Origin of the sequence: Methylobacterium sp. WL120 (assembly GCF_008039465.1) — a bacterium.
GTDB lineage: Bacteria > Pseudomonadota > Alphaproteobacteria > Rhizobiales > Beijerinckiaceae > Methylobacterium > Methylobacterium cerastii.
Genome location: NZ_VRUT01000047.1, coordinates 1 through 17,885 on the forward strand (window position 1 = coordinate 1; position 17,885 = coordinate 17,885).

Genomic DNA, 17,885 nt, shown 5'->3' on the forward strand with positions numbered 1-17,885 from the left:
CTGCCGCGTGGATTTCTCGAAGAACCGCATCGTCGCCCTGCCGGCACTCGGCTGCGAAACGGCGCCGGGCGACCCGAAGGCGGACGTGGCGGAGGCCGCCCGCGACGAGGTGGTCACCGGTCCGATCCGAAGCGCGAGCGGCCGGCGGCTGAGGGCAGGCCCGAGCGCCACGAACTCGCCCCGCGCCAGGTCGCGGAAGCGCTCGGCGCCGCGCCGGTCGAGGCCGAGGAGGTCGGCGGCGCGCGCCATGTCGATGTCGAGGAAGGTGCGGCCCATCAGGAAGTTGGTGGCCTCGGCCGCGACGTTCTTGGCGAGTTTAGCCAGGCGCTGCGTCGCGATGATGCCGGCCAAGCCCCGCTTGCGCCCGCGGCACATCAGGTTGGTCATCGCGCCGAGCGCGATCTTGCGCGCCTCGTCGGAGACGTCGCCGGCGGCCGCCGGCGCGAAGATCTGCGCCTCGTCGACGACGACGAGGCAGGGGTACCAATGCGCCCGCTCGGCCTCGAACAGCCCGCCGAGGAAGGCGGCGGCCGCGCGCATCTGCGCCTCCATGTCGAGGCTCTCGAGGTCGAGCACCACCGACACGCGGTGGGCGCGCACGCGGGCTGCGATCGCCTGCAAGTCGCCTTCGCCGTGGCTTCCGTCGACGACGAGGTGGCCGTGCGCCTCGGCGAGGGTGACGAAGTCGCCCTCGGGGTCGATCACCACCTGCTGCACATGGCCGGCGCTCTGCTCCAGCAGGCGGCGCAGCAGGTGCGACTTGCCCGAGCCGGAATTACCCTGGACCAGCAGGCGGGTGGCGAGGAGCTCCTCCAGGTCGAGGCGGGCCGGCTGGCCGATGCCCTGCCCGTCGAGCCCGAGCCCCATCTCGATGCCGAACGCCATCGCCGCTCCGGTTGCTCGCCACGGGAAATTCCGAAGGCCCCCACTAACACGCGAGCGCATCCCTGGATGCGGCGGAGACGCCGCGCATCCACAGGCGTGGGGTCGCGGCCACAGGGTCAGAGCGGCTTGCGGTAGACCACGAAGCCCGACCGGTCGCCGACCTGATCGTAGAGCCGCATCGCCGTCGCGTTGGTCTCGTGGGTCTGCCAGTAGACCCGCGGTGAGCCGGCGCGGCGGGCGTCCGCGTAGACGGCCTCGATCAACGCACGTCCGGCCCCGCTTCCGCGCGCCTCCTCCGTCGTGAACAGGTCCTGCAGGTAGCAGAACGGCGCGATGGCCGTGGTGGTGCGGTGATAGAGGTAGTGCGTCAGGCCGATCAGCCGTCCGGCGCGCTCGGCGACCAGGGCGTGCATCGGCTCGTCGGCGTCGAAGAATCTGTCCCAGTTGGCCTGCGTCACCGCGGGCGGGATCGCCGCCGGGCCGACGCGCTCGTAGAACAGGTTGTAGCCTTCCCAGAGCGGCAGCCACTGCGCGTGGTCGGCGCGGGCGACGGGGCGGATGACGAAATCCTGCGGCATGAGGCCGATCCTGCACCCGCCCGCCTCCCCGCTCAAGCCGTGCGGCGCCGCCGCGTTCGTGGCATGCTCAGGCCCATGCGCAACGCCATTACCGACATCGCCGGCATCCGGGTCGGGCACGCCGCGGACGCACGGATCGCCAGCGGCGTCACCGCGCTGATGTTCGACCGGCCGTTCACGGCGTCCGTGGACGTCCGCGGCGGCGGGCCGGGCACCCGCGAGACCGACCTTCTCGATCCCGAGCGCACCGTGGAGGGCGTCGACGCCATTGTGCTGTCGGGCGGCTCGGCCTTCGGGCTCGACGCCGCCGCGGGCGTCGTCGCGCGGCTCGCCGAGACCGGGCGCGGCTTTCCCGTCGGCGGGATGCGGGTGCCGATCGTGCCGGGCGCGATCCTGTTCGACCTCCTCAACGGCGGCGACAAGGCGTGGGGGCGCTATCCGCCCTATCGCGAACTCGGCTACCTGGCGGCGCAAGCGGCCTCCGAGGACGTCGCGCTCGGCTCGGTCGGGGCCGGCACCGGCGCCCGCACGGCCAACCTGAAGGGCGGCCTCGGCTCGGCCTCGGCCGACATCCCCGGCACGGGCTTCCGGGTCGGCGCGCTGGCTGCGGTGAACGCCTTCGGCCGGGTGACGGTGGGTGACGGCCCGCATTTCTGGGCGGCGCCGTTCGAGCGGGGGGCCGAGTTCGGCGGCCTCGGCTGGCCCGCCGCGATGCCGGAGGGCGCCCTCGATTTCCCCGTCCGCACCCTTCCCGGCGCCGCGACGACGCTGGCGGTGGTCGCCACAAATGCGGCGCTGACCAAGGCGCAGTGCAAACGCCTCGCGGTGGCGGCGCAGGTCGGCCTCGCACGGGCGATCCACCCGGTGCACACGCCGCTCGACGGCGATGTCGTCTTTGCGGTCGCGACGGGGGCGGTGCCGCTCGCGGACCCGGTCGGCGACCTCGCGCGGCTCGGCGACATGGCGGCACAGGTGCTGGCCCGCGCGATCGCGATCGGCGTGTTCTCAGCCGCCGGCTTCGACGGGATCGGGACGCCCGGCCTCCCTCCGGCTTGGCGGGACCGGTTCGGCGCGGGCGGAACCCGAGGCTAGACGCCGAACAGGGCGAGCGCGAGCCTCAAACTTCGTCGCGGGCGTCCTGCAGCAGCTGGGCGAGTCCGGCATCGACCTCGGAGCCGAGCATGGCGCGCTCGGCGTCGGTGAGGTCGCGCGCCCATTTCGGGCCGGCGAACCCGGCGGCGCATTTTTCGCGCTCGCCCGCGATGTAGGCCTCGACCTCGTCGGGCCGGGTCCGCATCGCGTGGACCATCCCGAACCACGCCGCACGCTCGACCACCGCGAGGCGGGCGCGCAGCCGGATCATCACGGCCCGTTCGGGATCGACGGCGTCGCTCATCTGCGTCCGACTCCTAGCGCCGCGGCTCGCACCGCGTCTTCACGTAGCTGTCCTTGGCGTTGCCGAGGCCGGCGTTGGCAGCCAGCACGGGACCCTGGATCAGGCATTCCTGCAGGGTGTGGGCCGGGCCGGTCACCACGTCGAGGGCGTTCTCCCGGCTGCAATCCTGGACCTGGACCGACGAGGCGCAGATCAGGGCGACGACGACGATGGCGTTCATGGCGCGCTCCTCGGCCACGCCTTCCGGAGCGCGTGCCGGGAATGCAAGGGGCGGGACCGGAGGAAGGTTCCCGCCGGGCTACCTGCGCCGATGGTCGCGCGCCCTTTACCCTTCCCGCGCGGCGAGCGCGTCGAGCAGCCCCTGCATGCCCTGCGGCAACGGCGCCGAGGCCTCGCGGGCGTAGAGCACGCGCAGCTGGCGCCCGATCTCGGCGAGGCTCAAGGAGCCCTTCTCGATCACCCGGTCGGCCTGGGCCTGGAGGCTCTGGCGTTCGGCGTCGGTGATCTCCTTGGCGGTGAGCACCACCACCGGCACGTCGCCGTCCGGCCGCGCCCGCAGCGCCCGGAGGAACCCGAACCCGTCCATCTCCGGCATCATCAGGTCGAGGAGGATCAGGTTCGGGCGCTGCGCCTCGAAATGCTCCAACGCCACCCGGCCGTTCTCGGCCTCGTCGACGCCCCAGCCGTCGCGGACCAGGGTCCGGCGCAGGCGCTCGCGGGCGTCGGCGTCGTCGTCGACGACGAGGACCCGGGCCTCGACGCCCTCCGGCCGGTAGCGGTCCATCAGGCCCTTCAGCCGGTCCCAGTCGATCGGCTTGACGAAGTAGTCGGTGGCGCCGAGCGCCTGGCCGAGGCCCTGCTCGGCCACCACCGAGGTCATGATCACGGGGATGCCGGCGAGCTCGGGATCGTTGCGGACGGCGTGAAGCACCGCCCAGCCGTCCATGCGCGGCATCTCGACGTCGAGCAGGATCGCCCGCGGCTTCAGGGCCCGCGCCAGGGTCAGCCCGGCGCGCCCGTCGCTGGCGGTACGCACGCGAAAGCCCTCGCGTTCGAGGAAGCGCTGCAGCAGCTCGCGGGCCGCCGGGTCGTCGTCCACGAGCAGCACCGCGTCGTGCTCCTCGTGCGTGGACACCGGGGTGGGGATCGCGAGCTCGGCGGCGACCTGCGCCTCGTCCTCCACCGCGAGCGTCGCCGGCAGCCGCAGCGAGAAGGTCGAGCCCTCCCCCGGCACGCTGGTCACGCCGATGTCGCCGCCCATGGTGCGGCAGAAGGCGCGTGTGATGGCCAGCCCGAGGCCGGTGCCGCCGAACTGGCGCGTGGTCGACTCGTCGGCCTGGGCGAAGCGCTCGAACAGGCGCCCGATCTGCTCCTCGGTGAGCCCGATCCCGGTGTCGGTCACCGAGAATCCGAACCAGTCGGCTCCGGCCTCGCGATGGCGTGCGACCGTGAGGGTGATCGTGCCGCCCTCGGTGAACTTCGCCGCGTTGCCGATTAGGTTGAGCAGGCACTGGCGGATCTTGGTCTGGTCCTGGTGCATCGTGCCGAGGTCGTCGGCGAGATCGAGGACGAAGCGGTTGCCCTTCTTCTCGACGAGCGAGCCGGTGGCGTCGGAGACGTCCGAGATCAGGTCGGCGACCGCGAAGGTTTCGCCCGAGGCGGTCATGCGCCCGGCCTCGATCTTCGAGATATCGAGCACGTCGTTGATGAGCGAGAGCAGGTGGCGGGCCGCCGCCTCGATCTTGCGCAGGTCGGGCAGGAGGGCGGCCTGGCCGATATCCTCGAGCTCTTCGCCGAGCATCTCCGAGTAGCCGATCACCGCCGAGAGCGGGGTGCGCAGCTCGTGGCTCATGTTGGCGATGAACTGGCTCTTGGCGAGGTTGGCGGCCTCCGCCGCCTGGCGCGCCCGCTCGACCTCGGCCTCCGCTTCCTTCCGCTCGGTGACGTCGGCGTTGGAGCCGACCCATTCGCGCAACGCGCCGTCGGCGGCCAGCACCGGCACGCCGCGCACCTCCATGTCGCGCCACTGCCCGTCGTGCCGGCGCAGGCGATACTCGACGGCGTAGGGCGTGCGCGCCTCGATGCAGCCCGCCCAGACCTCGGCGGCATGCGCCCGGTCGTCGGGGTGGACCGCGTCGATCCAGCCCCAGCCCTGGAACGCCTCTTCGGACTGGCCGGTATAGGCGCTCCAGCGCGGCTGCGGCGGTAGCAGGGCGCCGGCCGCGTCGGTGTTCCAGATGACGGCGGTGGAGGCGTCGACCAGCGCCCGGAACCGCTCCTCGGATTGCAGCAGCCGGTCCTCGGCCTCCTGCTTGTGGGTGATGTCGGTGTTGGTGCCGTACCAGCGCAGGATGCGGCCGTCCGCGTCCCGGTGCGGCATCGCCTGCGACAGGAACCAGCGGAAGCTCCCGTCCCGGCCGCGCAGGGGGAAGGTGTCCTCCCATGCCGCGCCCGCGGTGATCGCGGTGCGGAAGCGTTCGGTCACCGCCTCGACGTGGTCGGGATGATGGACCGCACGCCAGCCCCAGCCGCGCATCGTCTCGAGGGTCGTGCCGGTGTAGTCGTACCAGCGCCGGTTGTACCAGACGATGTCGCCCGTGGCGGTGGCGATCCAGGCGAGCTGCGGCAGCGCCTCGGCGAGGTTCTCGTAGTCGGCCTGGGTGACCGTGGCGGGCTCGGCGGGATCACGCATCGCAACACTCGGACTGGCTTCCCGTGGCAAAGGCCGGGCGCGGCCGCGTTATACACGCATCGCGCGCGGGGTCGGCGCGGCGGTTTCGCCGGGTGCGCGCTCCCGGGCCGCCCGCCCGGCGCGGAGCAGGTCGAAGGCGTAGAGCGCCAGCGCCAGCCAGATCAGCCCGAACATCGGGATCGCGTGCGGTGCCACGTGCTCGTCGTAGGCGAGGACGCTCAAGGCCAGCAGGCAGGTCGGCGCGATGTACTGCATCAGGCCGAGGGTCGCGAGGCGCAGGCGCTCGGCGGCGGCCGCGAACCAGATCAGCGGCAGCGCCGTCGTCACCCCGGTCAGCGCCAGCAGCGCAAAGTCCCGCGGGTCGGACGGCAGCGCGGGCTCGGGCGAGGACAGCGCCCAGGCGAGCGCCGCCGGCGTCAGGATCAGGGTCTCGGCCAGGAACCCCACCGCCGGGTCGACGCCCACCACCTTCCGCACCAGCCCGTAGAGGGCGAAGCTGATCGCGAGTTCGAGCGCCACCAGGGGCAGCGTGCCGGCGAGCACCACGGCGATGCCGACTCCGGCCGCGGCGACGCCCACGGCGACCAGTTGCAGCGGGCGCAGCCGCTCGCGCAGGACAAGCGCGCCGAGCGCCACGCTGACCAGCGGGTTGATGTAGTAGCCGAGGCTCGCATCGAGCAGGTGGCCGCTGTTCACCGCCTGCAGGTAGAGGAGCCAGTTCACGCCGATCAGCCCGGCCGAGGCGAAGAGCAGCGCGTGCCGCGGCCGCAGCGGGAACGGCGTGCGTACCCGGTTGCGCCACAGCAGCACCAGCAGGATCGCGAACAGGCACGACCACAGGATGCGGACCGATAGGATGTGGCTCGGAGAGAAGCCCGAGAGCAGACGGAAATGGACCGGGACGACGAGGCCCCAGCTTAGATAGGCGCCGAGCGCGTAGACGAGGCCCACGGTGTCCGTCCCGATCGCGTCCGCCGGCATCCGCTGCGGACCTGCCCCGGAGCCTTACCCTGTGCCGGCCGCCGCCGTCAGGTCCGGCGGCGCAGGCCAGCCATCCGCGCCGTCAGCGCTTCGAGGGCAGGATCGGGTCGCCGCGCATCAGGGCGTTCAGGCGCTCGGTGTCGAACCCGTTCGGGATCTTCGCCGGCGCGGGCTTCACGGCCGCGACGGGTTTGGGCTGCACCGGGATCGATCCGGTCGCCGACGGTTCGGGCAGGACGATGCGGGCGACCGGGCTCGGCGCCGTGTGGGCCAGCCGGTCGGCGCAGACGAACCCGATCACGAGGATCGAGGCGCCGGCCGAGACGCCGGCGGCGAGGAGACGCAGGATACGCAAGCGACGGGTTCCGACAACGCGAACGACGACGGAGCCGAGGATGGCCCAAGGCCGTTAACGAAGGGACACTCGACAGGAGATCGCATGAAACCCGAAGCGAACGCCCAGGCCACCGCCAGCGACAGCCCGTTCATCCAGGGCCGCAACGCCCGCCTCTACGGCAAGCCGATCGACGACTGCCCCTACGCCGAGGGCTCGGAGGAACGCACCGCCTGGCTGCAGGCCTACGAGGAAGCCACCGTCACGGACGCCGGTTGACCAAGAGGCTTACGAAGGGGCTTGCGAAGGGGCTTGCGAAGGGGCTTGCGAAGGGGCTTGCGAAGGGGCTTACGAAGGGGCTGCCGAGTCGGGCGCTTGACCTCCGCCGGGATGCCGGGCTTCGTCGCCCGATCGCAGCCCGAACCCATGGCGACCATGTCCAAGCCTTCGTCCAAGACCGCCGAGTCGTTCGGGGTCGCGACGCGCCTCGTCCATGCTGGGCGCGATCCGTCGGCGCAGCACGGGTTCGTCAACACGCCGATCTATCGCGGCTCCACCGTGCTGTACCCGACCTACGACGACATCGTGCACCGGCGCGGGCGCTACAATTACGGCACCAGCGGTACGCCGACGATGGACGCGCTCACCGACGCGTGGACCGCGTTGGCGGGCGCGGCCGGCACGGTGGCGACGCCCTCGGGCCTGTGCGCGCTTTCCGTCGCGCTGATGGCCTCGGTCTCGGCCGGCGACCACCTGCTCGTCGCCGATTCCGCCTACCGCCCGACCCGGATCTTCTGCGACGGGCTGCTCGCCCGCTTCGGCGTCGAGACGACCTATTACGACCCGCTGGTCGGCGCCGGCATCGCGGGCCTGATGCGCGACAACACCAAGGCGGTGCTCGTCGAGGCGCCGGGCTCGCAGAGCTTCGAGATGCAGGACGTGCCGGCGATCGCCGAGGCGGTCCACGCCCGCGGCGGCACCGTCATCATGGACAACACCTGGGCGACGCCGCTGCTGTTCCCGCCCCACGAGCGCGGCGTCGACATCGCCGTCGAGGCCGGGACCAAGTACCTCAGCGGCGGCTCCGACCTGCTGCTGGGCCTGACCTCTGCCAACGCCGCGCATTTCCCGGCGGTGCGGCGGACCTTCGACCAGATCGCCCCCTGCGCCGGCCCCGACGACATGTTCCTGGCGCTCCGCGGCCTGCGCACGATGAGCCTGCGGCTGCGCGAGCACGGCCGCGCCGGCCTCGAGATGGCGCGGTGGCTTCAGGCGCGGCCGGAGGTGCTGCGCGTCCTCCATCCGGGTCTGCCAGAGGATCCCGGCCACGCGATCTGGACACGCGACTTCTCCGGCGCGTCGGGCCTGTTCGGCGTCATCCTCAAGCCGGTCTCGGAGACGGCGCTCGCCGCGATGCTCGACGGCCTGGAGCTGTTCGGGATGGGCTTCTCCTGGGGCGGCTTCGAGAGCCTCGTGATCCCCTTCGACTGCAAGCCCTACCGCACGGCGACGCAGTGGGCGCCCGGCGGCCCGGCCCTGCGCTTCCACATCGGGCTCGAGGACGTCGCCGACCTGAAGGCCGACCTCGACGCGGGGTTTTCGCGGTTGCGGGCAGCGGGCTGAGGCGGCCTCACGGTACCCGCCATTCGCCCTGCCACCCCTCCCCTTCGCGCCGCCAGCCGGCGCGGCGGTGGCCGCGGCGGTCGAGGTAGAGGAAGTCGAGGGCTTCGGCGCGGACGAGCACGGCGGCGAAGTTCGGGCGGCCGGGCGGCGCTTCCGTTTCGTCGGGCAGCGCGTAGCCGCCGCCGGCCTCGATCGCGGTGCCGGGCGCGGGCGCGATGCCGTAGCAGACCCGGCTCATCGCTCGCGAGCCGTCCCAGGCCGCGTCGGCCACGGCGTCGTCGAGGTGGAGGTGGGCGCTGCCCTCGATCCGGATCTGGACCTTGGCGGCGCGATCGTAGGCGTGGAGGGCGCAATGCCGCCCGGCGGCGACCTCGGCGGCCTTGTCCGAGCGGCGGTCGCAGTGGAAGCGCAGGATGCCGGTGGCGGCGTCGGCCTGCCGCAGCACCACCGTGCGGCTGCGCGGCCGCCCTGTACGGTCCAGTGTCGCGACGCTCGGCGTGTGGAACGCGCTCCGCCCGTGTGCGACTCCGTCCGCCAGCAGCCGCCACAGCTCGGCGAAGGCCGCGTCCAGGTCGTCGTGGAACGCCGGGAGCGGGTCGCGGGCATCGTCCTGTGGCATCGGGCTCCGGGCGGCGTAGGGGTTGGACGGGTCGAGACGAAACACGGGCGCAGCGCCGGATCAAGCGCGGCGTCGCCGCGTTGCGCGCGCAACGCCGAATCGGAAAATACTAGGCGGCGTGTCCTAGCGTGCCTTGACGCACCCCTATCATTTGTTACGAATCGGCGTCGCGTCGGCAAGCGTCGCGCCGCTTCCGCTCTCAGAGAGACGTCGACGATATGCCGTGGATGATGGCCATGCTGTTCGGGCTGCCCTGTGCCCTCGGCTTTCTCTGCCTCTACGCCGACCGCCATCTCGCCCGGTTCTCCGACGCCCACGACGACCTGTGGACGCTGCCGCGGCCGTCGTCCCTGCGGCGCTGATCGCACAGCGGTCCCCGGGACCGGTCGGCTCGAGCGGAGCGCCCGCTCAGCCGGCCTTGGTCTCGGCCGCGCGCCGGTTGCGGAAGATCAGGGCGAGGTTGCGCAGGTAGATCCCGGTCGAGAGGCCTTGGCCGATGATGATCACCGGCTCGCGGCGCACGAAGCCGTAGACCAGGGTCATGATCCCGCCGGCGATCGACAGGAACCAGAACGAGAGCGGGATCACGCTCCGGCCCGCCCGCTCGCTCGCGATCCATTGCAGGATGAAGCGCGACCCGAACACGAGCTGCGCGACGATGCCGAAGACCAGCCAGAAGTCGAACCGGGTTACGAACACGTCGTAGAAGTAGTCCGGCAGCTCTTTCGCCAACTGGATCAGCATCAGGTCCGGACCTCGGTGACGGCGGGCGTCGGCCGCTTGCGGCGGATCAGCCACCAGACGCCGGCGAGATCGAGCAGGCCGACCCAGAGCCGGTCGAACAGCCCGTAATTCGACACGCCGGTGAAGCGCGGCCGGTCGACCACGTCGCGGTGCACGATGGCGAAGCCCTCGCGGACCACGAGCGCCGGCATGAACCGGTGCAGGGCGTCGAAGTACGGCAGGCGCAGGTAGACCGCGCGGCGGAAGACCTTGAGGCCGCAGCCGGTGTCGCGGGTGGAATCGTTGAGGATCTTGCCCCGCACGCCGTTGGCGATGCGGGATTGGATCATCTTGAAGCGCCCGTCCTTGCGGCCCTTGCGCTGCCCTTGAGCGAGGCCGGCTCCCTCGCCCGCCTGCTCGAGCGCCGCCACCAGGACGGGGATGAAGGCCGGGTCGTTCTGGCCGTCGCCGTCGAGCGTCGCGACGATCGGGCCGGCCGCCGCCGAGACGCCGCTGCGCACGGCAGCCGACTGGCCGCCGCTGCGGGCGTGCGCAGCACGCGCAGCCACGGGCGGCCCTGCCGCGCGGCCTCGAGCGCGGCCGGCGTCGCGTCGGTGGAGCCGTCGTCGACGTAGATCAGCTCGAACGGCGCCAAGCCTGCGCAGGCGGCCTCGATCTCGGCGACGAGGCCCGCGATGTTGCCGGCCTCGTTCTTCACCGGCACCACGATGCTGAGGCGGGGGGAGGTCGGGTTCATGGGGCCACCGTCTGAGCCGCGGGCGTCACCGCGTAGGCGGTGAGGTCGACCCGGCGGCCGGCGTTGATGTTGAAACCGGACACCTGCCCGACCGCCTTCGGCCCGGCGCCGCCGACGGGCCACGCGTCGGCGAAGTCGGCGGCCGAGCGCTGCTCGACGAAGATCAGGCGGCAGCCGCCGGCGTTGAGGAAGGCCAGCGCGTCGGCGCCGGTGTTCGGGGTGGAGAGGTCCGTTCCGATCAGGAACACCAGGCTCGGCTCGCGGTAGCCGAGGCTCGCGACCTGCGGCCGGCACGGCAGCGCGTCGCGGATCGCGGCGAGCCGGTTCGAGACCTTCAGCGCCGGGATCTCGGTCTGCGCCAGCCCGAGTACCGCGGGCGAGAGCAGGCAGGCGGAGAGGATCGCGAACACCATCGCCCGCTCCGGGCCGCCCCGCGCGTAGGCCATCCAGGCGGCGCAGGCCAGCGCGCAGGCGGTTCCGAGCAGCGGCAGCGACAGCACGGGCAGCACCCGATCGAGGCGCCACGCGACCGCGACGAGGCCGATCGTCAACCCGACGGGAATCGCCGGCACGAGCAGCGCCACCGCGCGCGCGCCGCGCCGCGTCGGATCGAGGGCGCCGGCGCGCAGCGCCAGCACGGTGAGGATCGCCACCATCGGCATCAGCGGCAGGACGTAGTGCGGGAGCTTGGTCGGCACCCCCTCGAACATCGCCCAAGCCGGGACGATCGACGCCAGCAGGAAGGCGACGGCATCGTCCCCGCGGCGGCGCCACGCGAACGGGATCGCCAGGGCGGCGAAGGCGGCGCCGGGCCAGAAGGTCGCGAAGAACACCAGCGCGTAGGTGCCCGGCGGCGCCCAGTGCTTCTCTTTGGCGCTGCCGACCTTGGCCAGCATGTCGTGGCCGACGGCTTCGGTGAAGAAGGCGTCGCCGCTGCGCCAGGCGATCGCCAGGAACCACGGCGCGACGATGAGGGCAACGATCGCGAGGCCGGACCACGGGCGCAGCGACAGGATCCAGCGGCCGGAGCGCGCCTTCCACGACAGCGCCAGCATCGGCAGGCCGACGAACAGCGGCACCATCGGGCCCTTCACCAGGATGCCGAGGGCCAGCCCGAGCCAGAAGGCGAGCCGGCCTGCGGTCGAGGGCCCGGGGCCGGACCGCCCGAGCCAGGCGCGGGCGAGCGCGCCGAGCGAGGCGACGGAGCACGCGGTCAGCAGCGCGTCGGTCTTGGCGAGGTGCGCTTCGGCCGCGAGCATCAAGCAGGCGCCGAACAGGGCGCTGGCGAGGAAGGCGCCGCGGCGGGCGAGGAAGGCGAGCGCCGCCCAATAGGCCAGCAGCACGGCGGCGGTCGCGCCGAGCAGCGAGGGGATGCGGTAGAGCGCGATCGCGGTCCGCGCCTCGGGCACGCCGAGCGCTTCGCCCGCCGCCACCGCGGCGGCCTGCGCCCAGTAGATGCCCACCGGCTTCTTGTGGCGGGCCTCGCCCTGGAAGCGGATGTCGACGCCGTCGCCGGTCTCGAGCATCTGCTTCGAGGCCTGGGCGAAGCGCGGCTCGTCCCGGTCCATCGGCTGCAGCGAGATCTGGCCGGGCAGGAAGCAGACGAGGCAGAGCGCGAGGAGCCACGCGCAGGCCCGCGCATGGCTCGCCGACACGGTGTTCAGGAGGAAGTCGCCGAACGCGAAGCCGGGTCCGGGCCGCGCGGCAAGGACGGGTCGCCCCGCGGCTTCGCTGGGGGTCATGGGCGCCGTGCGGACGGGAGGGGATAAGCCGAGAAGGCGGTCATGCGCGGCTCCGGAACCGGCAACCGGCCTCGTCGTTCGGTCGATGCCCAGACGGGCGGCGGTGTCGATGATGCGGGCGGGATTGTCAAATGCCGGCCCCGCCGCCAAAGCCGCGGGGCCGGTCACAGGATGCGGGCTACGCCCGGTCGACGCTGGCGGCGGTGATCTCGGCGATCTTGGTGGCGCCGGCCTGGCGCATGATCGTCTCGAACTCGCGTTGCAGGATGTTGAGGACCGCCTCGACGCCGGGCTGGCCGAAGGCGGCCAGGCCCCAGACGTAGGGGCGGCCGACGCACACGGCGGTGGCGCCCAGCGCCAGAGCCTTGAGCACGTCGGTGCCGCGGCGGAAGCCGCCGTCGATCAGCACCGGCACCCGGCCGTTCACCGCCGCCACGACCTCCGGCAGCACGCCGATGGTCGATTGCAGGCTCTCCTCGGCCCGGCCCCCGTGGTTCGACACGATCAGCGCGTCGACGCCGTGATCGAGGGCCGTCTTCGCGTCCTCCTTGGTGACGATGCCCTTGAGCACGAGCTTGCCCTTCACGATGCCGCGCAGGCGCCGCACGTAGTCCCAGGTCATGCCGGTCCCGTAGAGGTTGGTCACCCGGTCGACGTCGATCCCGTCGAACATCGGCTTGCGGCTCACCTCGTTCTTGAAGCCGGGCGTGTGGCAGTCGGTGCAGGTGCGGGTGTCGGTGCGGCGCTCGCGGAACAGGGTCTCGGTGTTGCGCCCGCCCTGGCGGTCCACCGTCAGCACGATGGCCGGCGCGCCGGCCTTCTCCGCGCGCTTCACCAGCGCCTCGGTCACCGCCCAGTCGTCGGTCGGATAGAGCATGAACCAGACAGGGGCGCCGCGCTCCTTGATCACGTCCTCGATCGCCGACGACCCCACCGTCGACAGGATCATTGGGTGGCCCTTCACCCGGGCGGCCCGCGCCACCGCCAGCTCGGCGTCCGGGTGGAACGCGCCCTGGCTGCTCACCGGAGCCAGCGCAATCGGGCTCGCCCAGGTCTCGCCGAAGATCTTCACGCTCGTGTCGATCTTGCGCACGTCGATCAGCCGGCGGGCGCGGATGCGGATGTGCTCGAACCCGTCGCGGTTCGCCTTCAGGGTTTCGTCGCCGTCGACGCCGCTGGCGAGGTAGCCGTAATGGGCCGGCGGCAGCTCCTTCTTGGCCACCATCTCGAAGTCGAACACGTTGAGCGCCTGGGCCGGCGCGGCGATCAGGTCGCCGTTCATCACCGGCGCCTGCCGCAGCACGTCGTAGCTCTGGGCGAGCGCCCCCGAGGCGCCTGATTCGAGCAGCGTGGCGAGCGCGCCGACCGCCCCCGAGGCGAGGATCGGGCTGGCAGAGAAGAACTCCAGCAGCTTGCGGCGGCTGATGGCAGGATCGGTCGCGGCGGCGGGCCGGGGATGCAGGCGGTCGGACATATGATTCTCGAAAGGCCAAGTTCTACAGAGACTTGCGCTTGGCCTTCGGCGAGCTTGGCAGCAAGGCGCGCCTGCGCACGGCAGGTATGTTGCAGCGCACAAGATGCGGTTTTGTCACGGTCGCCGCCGCCGTTGGTCCGTGGACCGGTTTTTGGGCTGCGTAGGACCGCGCCTCCCCCACGAAGGCGGCGAGCTTCATCGGCGCGAGGCCGGGGGCTCGCGGTCAACGTGCGATCACTGGAGGGGTCGGACGACGCCCTATCGCGCCATACCGACTGCCTACCGCGCGGTGCGGAACACCTGCAGGTCGAGGTCCCGCACCTTCTTGCGCAGGGTGTTGCGGTTGACGCCGAGCAGCTCCGCCGCACGGATCTGGTTGCCCCGGGTGGCGGCCAGCGCCGCGCCGATCAGCGGGCCTTCGATCTCGCGCAGGATGCGGTGGTAGAGCCCGGGCGGCGGCAGGGTGTCCCGGTAGTTAGAGAAGTAATCCGACAGGTGGCGCTCCACCGCGCCGGACAGGGTCTCGTTGTCGGCGCCGGCCTTGCGGGCGGTGCCGTTGCCGGCCGAGGCCGGGGGGCTGAGCGGCAGCGTATCGAGCTCCGCCTCGATGACCGGGCCGGTGATGGTCTCCTGCGGGTAGAGGGCGGCCAAGCGTCGGACGAGGTTCTCGAGCTCGCGCACGTTGCCGGGCCAGCGGTAGCGCTTCAGCCGCTCCATCGCCTCGCCGTCGAGCATCTTTCGCGTCAGGCCCTCGCGCTCGACCTGGATGAAGAAGTGGCGGACGAGGTCCGGCACGTCCTCGGAGCGCTCGCGCAGCGCCGGCAGCCGCAGCGGCACCACGTTGAGCCGGAAGAACAGGTCCTCGCGAAAGATCCCCTGCTGGATCGAGATGCGCAGGTCCTTGTTGGTTGCGGCGATGATGCGGACGTTGGTCTTGATCGGCACACGGCCGCCCACCGTCGTGTACTCGCCCTGCTGCAGCACGCGCAGCAGCCGGGTCTGCGCCTCCATCGGCATGTCGCCGATCTCGTCGAGGAACAACGTGCCGCCCTCCGCCTGCTCGAAGCGGCCGGCGGAGCGCTGCAGCGCGCCGGTGAAGGCGCCCTTCTCGTGGCCGAACAGCTCGGATTCGATCAGGTCGCGCGGGATCGCGGCCATGTTGACCGGCACGAACGGCCCGGTGCGGCGGCGGCCGTAATCGTGGAGCGCGCGCGCCACCAGCTCCTTTCCGGTGCCGGATTCGCCGGTGATCATCACGGTGAGGTCGGTGGGCATCAGCCGGGCGAGCGCACGGTAGATCTCCTGCATCGCCGGCGAGCGCCCGACGAGCGGGATGTCCTCGTTGTCGGGGGCCGAGGCGGCCGCCGCCGTACCGCGGGGCCGCGACAGCGCCCGGCCGACGATGGCGATCAGCTCCTTCAGGTCGAAGGGTTTCGGCAGGTACTCGTAGGCGCCGCGCTCGGACGCGCGGATCGCGGTCATGAAGGTGTTCTGCGCGCTCATCACGATGACCGGCAGCTCCGGCCGCACCCGCTTGATCCGCGGCAGCAGGTCGAACACGTTCTCGTCGGGCATGACCACGTCGGTGATGACGAGGTCGCCCTCCCCTTGCGCCACCCAGCGCCACAGGGTCGCGCAGTTGCCGGTGGACCGGACTTCGTAGCCGGCCCGCGACAGCGCCTGGTTCAGGACGGTGCGGATCGCGGCGTCGTCGTCCGCGACGATGATGTGGCCGTTGGGCATGACTCTTACTCGGGCTCCGCGACCGCTTCGCGCCCGTCGCGGGCGCTCGACATGGGCAGCAGGATTCGGAAGGCGGTGCGGCGGGGGGCGGGATCGCACTCGACGATGCCCCCATGGTCGCCGACGATCTTGGCGACCAATGCAAGTCCGAGGCCGGAGCCTTGCGCCTTCGTCGTCACGAACGGATCGAACAGGTCCGGCAGCAGGTCTGGCGAGATGCCCGGGCCGTTGTCGCGCACCGCCACCTCGATCGGCAGGCTGACGCGCTCGCGCGAGCCCGGGACCTGGAGGCGCAGGCCGGTGCGGAAGGCGGTCGACAGGGTGATCTCGCCGTCGACCGCGTCGGCGCCGATCGCTTCCGCCGCGTTCTTCACGAGGTTCAGGATCACCTGGACCAGCTGGTCGCGGTTGCCGAGCACCGGCGGCAGCGACGGGTCGTAGGTCTCGACGAAGCGGATGTGGCGCCCGAAGCCGGATTGCGCCGAGCGCTTCACCTGGTCGAGCACCCCGTGGACGTTGACCGGGCCGCGCTCGACCGGCCGCTCGTCGCCGAACAGCTCCATCCGCTCGACGATCCGCACGATCCGGTCGGTCTCCTCGCAGATCAGGCTGGTCAGCACCCGGTCCTCCTCGGGCCCGGACTGCTCGAGCAGCTGGGCCGCGCCGCGGATGCCGGCGAGCGGGTTCTTGATCTCGTGTGCGAGCATCGCGCCGAGCGCCACCATCGAGCGCGCCGCGCCGCGATGCGTCAGCTGGCGGTTCATCTTGTCGGCGATGGTGCGCTCCTGGAGCATCAGCACCACCGCCTCGGCGTCGTCCCCGAGCGAGGTCGCGAATACGTCGACGCTGCGCTCGGCGCCCGAGCGCGGCTGGGTCAGCTCGACCCGGTACTCGCTGACGCTGGAGCCTCGGCGGCGCACCTCCGCCACCAGCGCGATGATCGGCGAGGCGAAGGGGATGATGTCGCGGAGCCGACGCCGCTGCATCAGCCGGGCGGAGTAGTCGAAGAACGCCTCGGCCGCGTGGTTGCAGTGCATGATGCGATCGTCCGCGCCGATGGTCAGCACCGGCAGCGGCAAGGCGTTGATCACGGCCTCCGCGCTCGGCATGCCGCGCGGTCTCGCCGCAAGGTCCTTGCTCGAAGCCTCATGGCCGACCGGCACGGCGTCGCCCCTACTTTCCCCGTCGCTCATGCGGCCTCCGCGATCGCCGGGGCGGCCTCGAAGGCGGCCCGCAGGAGCCGATCCGCCACCTCCGGGTCGGTGGTGGTCAGGAGCCGAGTGCGCTCGGATGCGCCGAGGCCGCCGGCGGCCTCGGCATAGGCCGCCAGGTGCTTGCGGGCGTGGCGCACCCCCATGTGTGGGCCGTAGAGCGCAATGAGCCCGGCGTAGTGCGACGCCGCCAGCGCCGCCCGCACCGTCCGCGAGAGCGACGGCACCGGGCGCCCGGCCAGGCCCGCGGCGATGGCGCCGACGAGCCACGGCCGCCCGACGGCCGCGCGGCCGACCATGATGCCGGCGGCACCCGAGGCCGTCAGGCACGCCCTGGCGGTGGCCAGGTCCGTCACGTCGCCGTTGGCGATGACGGGGATCGACACCGCGGACACGACCGCGCGGATCGCCGCCCAATCGGCGCTGCCCTTGTAGAATTGCTGGCGGGTGCGGCCGTGCACGGTCACCGCGTTCAGCCCCAGCGCCTGCGCCCGGCGGGCGAGGTCCGCCGCGTTCAGGCTCTGGTGGTCCCAGCCGAGACGCATCTTCACCGTCACCGGGATCGACACCGCCTCGCGGACCGCCGCAAGCAGGCGGCCGGCGTGGTCGAGGTCGCGCATCAGCGCCGAGCCGGAGGCGATGCCGGTGACGACCTTGGCCGGGCAGCCCATGTTGACGTCGATCACGTCCGCGCCGTTCGCCTCGGCGATCCGCGCGGCCTCCGCCATCGGCTCGGGCGCGCAGCCGGCGAGCTGGACGACGTGGGGCGCGATGCCCGAGCCCTCCGCGCGAAGCCGCGCCTCCTCCGACCCGCGGGCGAACTCGGCGGCCGCGACCATCTCCGACACCACCGCGCTCGCGCCGGCGCCTTGAGCGATCCGGCGCATGTGCAGGTCGGTGACGCCCGACAGCGGCGCCAGCAGCACCACTGGGTCGACCGAGCGCTCCCCTCGCAGTACGCTCAAATAATGATCAGCCATCATTCTGCACAACAAATAGACAAAAGCGGTTCGATGCAAGCCCCAAGGCGGGGGTCGGGCGGGGAACCGCGCGATTTGATTTCGCTTCATCCCCCGCTTAAACGACAGGCAGATTTTTGTGGACCCGGACCGGCCGCATGGCAGGCG

The 17,885-nt window shown here is 72.0% G+C and carries 18 protein-coding genes and 1 pseudogene; 4 read left to right on the top strand and 15 right to left on the bottom strand.

Going from position 1 to position 17,885, the window contains the following annotated elements:
* Nucleotides 1-885: ATP-binding protein (locus FV229_RS11065; RefSeq protein ID WP_246688144.1), on the bottom strand; the 885-nt coding region annotated here is incomplete at its 3' end.
* A gap of 116 nt (nt 886-1,001) precedes the next feature.
* The gene (locus FV229_RS11070) at nt 1,002-1,463 is read right to left on the bottom strand and encodes a GNAT family N-acetyltransferase (protein ID WP_147752025.1); all 462 of its coding nucleotides are present in this window, start codon (nt 1,461-1,463) and stop codon (nt 1,002-1,004) included.
* 63 nt (nt 1,464-1,526) lie between these two features.
* Here FV229_RS11070 and FV229_RS11075 point away from each other — a divergent pair, with 63 nt between their 5' ends.
* Complete coding sequence (locus FV229_RS11075) at nt 1,527-2,555, top strand: P1 family peptidase (RefSeq protein WP_147752026.1); 1,029 nt, start codon at nt 1,527-1,529, stop codon at nt 2,553-2,555.
* 25 nt (nt 2,556-2,580) lie between these two features.
* Here FV229_RS11075 and FV229_RS11080 read toward each other — a convergent pair whose 3' ends face one another.
* The 5 genes from FV229_RS11080 to FV229_RS11100 form a co-directional block, all read right to left on the bottom strand.
* Nucleotides 2,581-2,859, bottom strand: a complete 279-nt coding sequence (locus tag FV229_RS11080; RefSeq protein ID WP_147752027.1) for a hypothetical protein — start codon at nt 2,857-2,859, stop codon at nt 2,581-2,583.
* A gap of 13 nt (nt 2,860-2,872) precedes the next feature.
* Nucleotides 2,873-3,079 (bottom strand): hypothetical protein, encoded by a 207-nt coding sequence (locus tag FV229_RS11085; protein WP_147752028.1) that lies wholly within the window; start codon nt 3,077-3,079, stop codon nt 2,873-2,875.
* 105 nt (nt 3,080-3,184) lie between these two features.
* Nucleotides 3,185-5,551 (bottom strand): PAS domain-containing hybrid sensor histidine kinase/response regulator, encoded by a 2,367-nt coding sequence (locus tag FV229_RS11090; protein ID WP_147752029.1) that lies wholly within the window; start codon nt 5,549-5,551, stop codon nt 3,185-3,187.
* Between the two features lie 48 nt (nt 5,552-5,599).
* The gene (rarD, locus tag FV229_RS11095; RefSeq protein WP_147752052.1) at nt 5,600-6,502 is read right to left on the bottom strand and encodes an EamA family transporter RarD; all 903 of its coding nucleotides are present in this window, start codon (nt 6,500-6,502) and stop codon (nt 5,600-5,602) included.
* Between the two features lie 112 nt (nt 6,503-6,614).
* Nucleotides 6,615-6,887 (bottom strand): hypothetical protein, encoded by a 273-nt coding sequence (locus tag FV229_RS11100; RefSeq protein ID WP_147752030.1) that lies wholly within the window; start codon nt 6,885-6,887, stop codon nt 6,615-6,617.
* 84 nt (nt 6,888-6,971) lie between these two features.
* On the opposite strand from FV229_RS11100, the gene FV229_RS27365 reads away from it, so the two are divergent.
* Together FV229_RS27365 and metC are read left to right on the top strand one after the other, a co-directional pair.
* A complete protein-coding gene (locus FV229_RS27365; protein WP_187273697.1) occupies nt 6,972-7,145 on the top strand; it encodes an Rmf/CrpP family protein in 174 nt (57 codons plus the stop codon).
* A gap of 156 nt (nt 7,146-7,301) precedes the next feature.
* Nucleotides 7,302-8,489, top strand: coding sequence for a cystathionine beta-lyase (gene metC / locus FV229_RS11110; RefSeq protein ID WP_147752031.1), 1,188 nt, complete (start codon nt 7,302-7,304; stop codon nt 8,487-8,489).
* Nucleotides 8,490-8,496: 7 nt separating this feature from the next.
* Here metC and FV229_RS11115 read toward each other — a convergent pair whose 3' ends face one another.
* Nucleotides 8,497-9,108, bottom strand: a complete 612-nt coding sequence (locus tag FV229_RS11115) for a pyridoxamine 5'-phosphate oxidase family protein (RefSeq protein ID WP_147752032.1) — start codon at nt 9,106-9,108, stop codon at nt 8,497-8,499.
* Between the two features lie 227 nt (nt 9,109-9,335).
* Here FV229_RS11115 and FV229_RS28410 point away from each other — a divergent pair, with 227 nt between their 5' ends.
* Nucleotides 9,336-9,470: a hypothetical protein gene (locus tag FV229_RS28410; RefSeq protein ID WP_281406034.1), complete on the top strand. Its 135-nt coding sequence runs from the start codon at nt 9,336-9,338 to the stop codon at nt 9,468-9,470.
* A 46-nt stretch (nt 9,471-9,516) separates the two neighbouring features.
* Here FV229_RS28410 and FV229_RS11120 read toward each other — a convergent pair whose 3' ends face one another.
* The 7 genes and pseudogenes from FV229_RS11120 to dusB all read right to left on the bottom strand — a co-directional run bounded on the left by FV229_RS11120 (nt 9,517) and on the right by dusB (nt 17,741).
* A complete protein-coding gene (locus FV229_RS11120; RefSeq protein ID WP_147752033.1) occupies nt 9,517-9,852 on the bottom strand; it encodes a lipid-A-disaccharide synthase N-terminal domain-containing protein in 336 nt (111 codons plus the stop codon).
* Nucleotides 9,852-10,588: pseudogene (locus FV229_RS11125) on the bottom strand (glycosyltransferase family 2 protein). Before FV229_RS11125 ends, FV229_RS11120 begins: the two are co-directional and overlap by 1 nt.
* Nucleotides 10,585-12,330 (bottom strand): glycosyltransferase family 39 protein, encoded by a 1,746-nt coding sequence (locus tag FV229_RS11130; protein WP_147752034.1) that lies wholly within the window; start codon nt 12,328-12,330, stop codon nt 10,585-10,587. Before FV229_RS11130 ends, FV229_RS11125 begins: the two are co-directional and overlap by 4 nt.
* A 178-nt stretch (nt 12,331-12,508) precedes the next feature.
* On the bottom strand, nt 12,509-13,804 hold the full coding sequence (locus FV229_RS11135) for an alpha-hydroxy acid oxidase (RefSeq protein ID WP_147752035.1): 1,296 nt from the start codon (nt 13,802-13,804) through the stop codon (nt 12,509-12,511).
* Nucleotides 13,805-14,083: 279 nt separating this feature from the next.
* Nucleotides 14,084-15,547, bottom strand: coding sequence for a nitrogen regulation protein NR(I) (gene ntrC / locus FV229_RS11140; RefSeq protein WP_147752036.1), 1,464 nt, complete (start codon nt 15,545-15,547; stop codon nt 14,084-14,086).
* 5 nt (nt 15,548-15,552) lie between these two features.
* Nucleotides 15,553-16,656 carry an ATP-binding protein gene (locus tag FV229_RS11145; RefSeq protein ID WP_147752054.1) on the bottom strand — a complete coding sequence of 368 codons (1,104 nt, stop codon included), beginning with the start codon at nt 16,654-16,656 and terminating at the stop codon, nt 15,553-15,555.
* An 80-nt stretch (nt 16,657-16,736) separates the two neighbouring features.
* The gene (dusB, locus tag FV229_RS11150; protein ID WP_147752037.1) at nt 16,737-17,741 is read right to left on the bottom strand and encodes a tRNA dihydrouridine synthase DusB; all 1,005 of its coding nucleotides are present in this window, start codon (nt 17,739-17,741) and stop codon (nt 16,737-16,739) included.
* Nucleotides 17,742-17,885 lie beyond the last annotated feature (144 nt).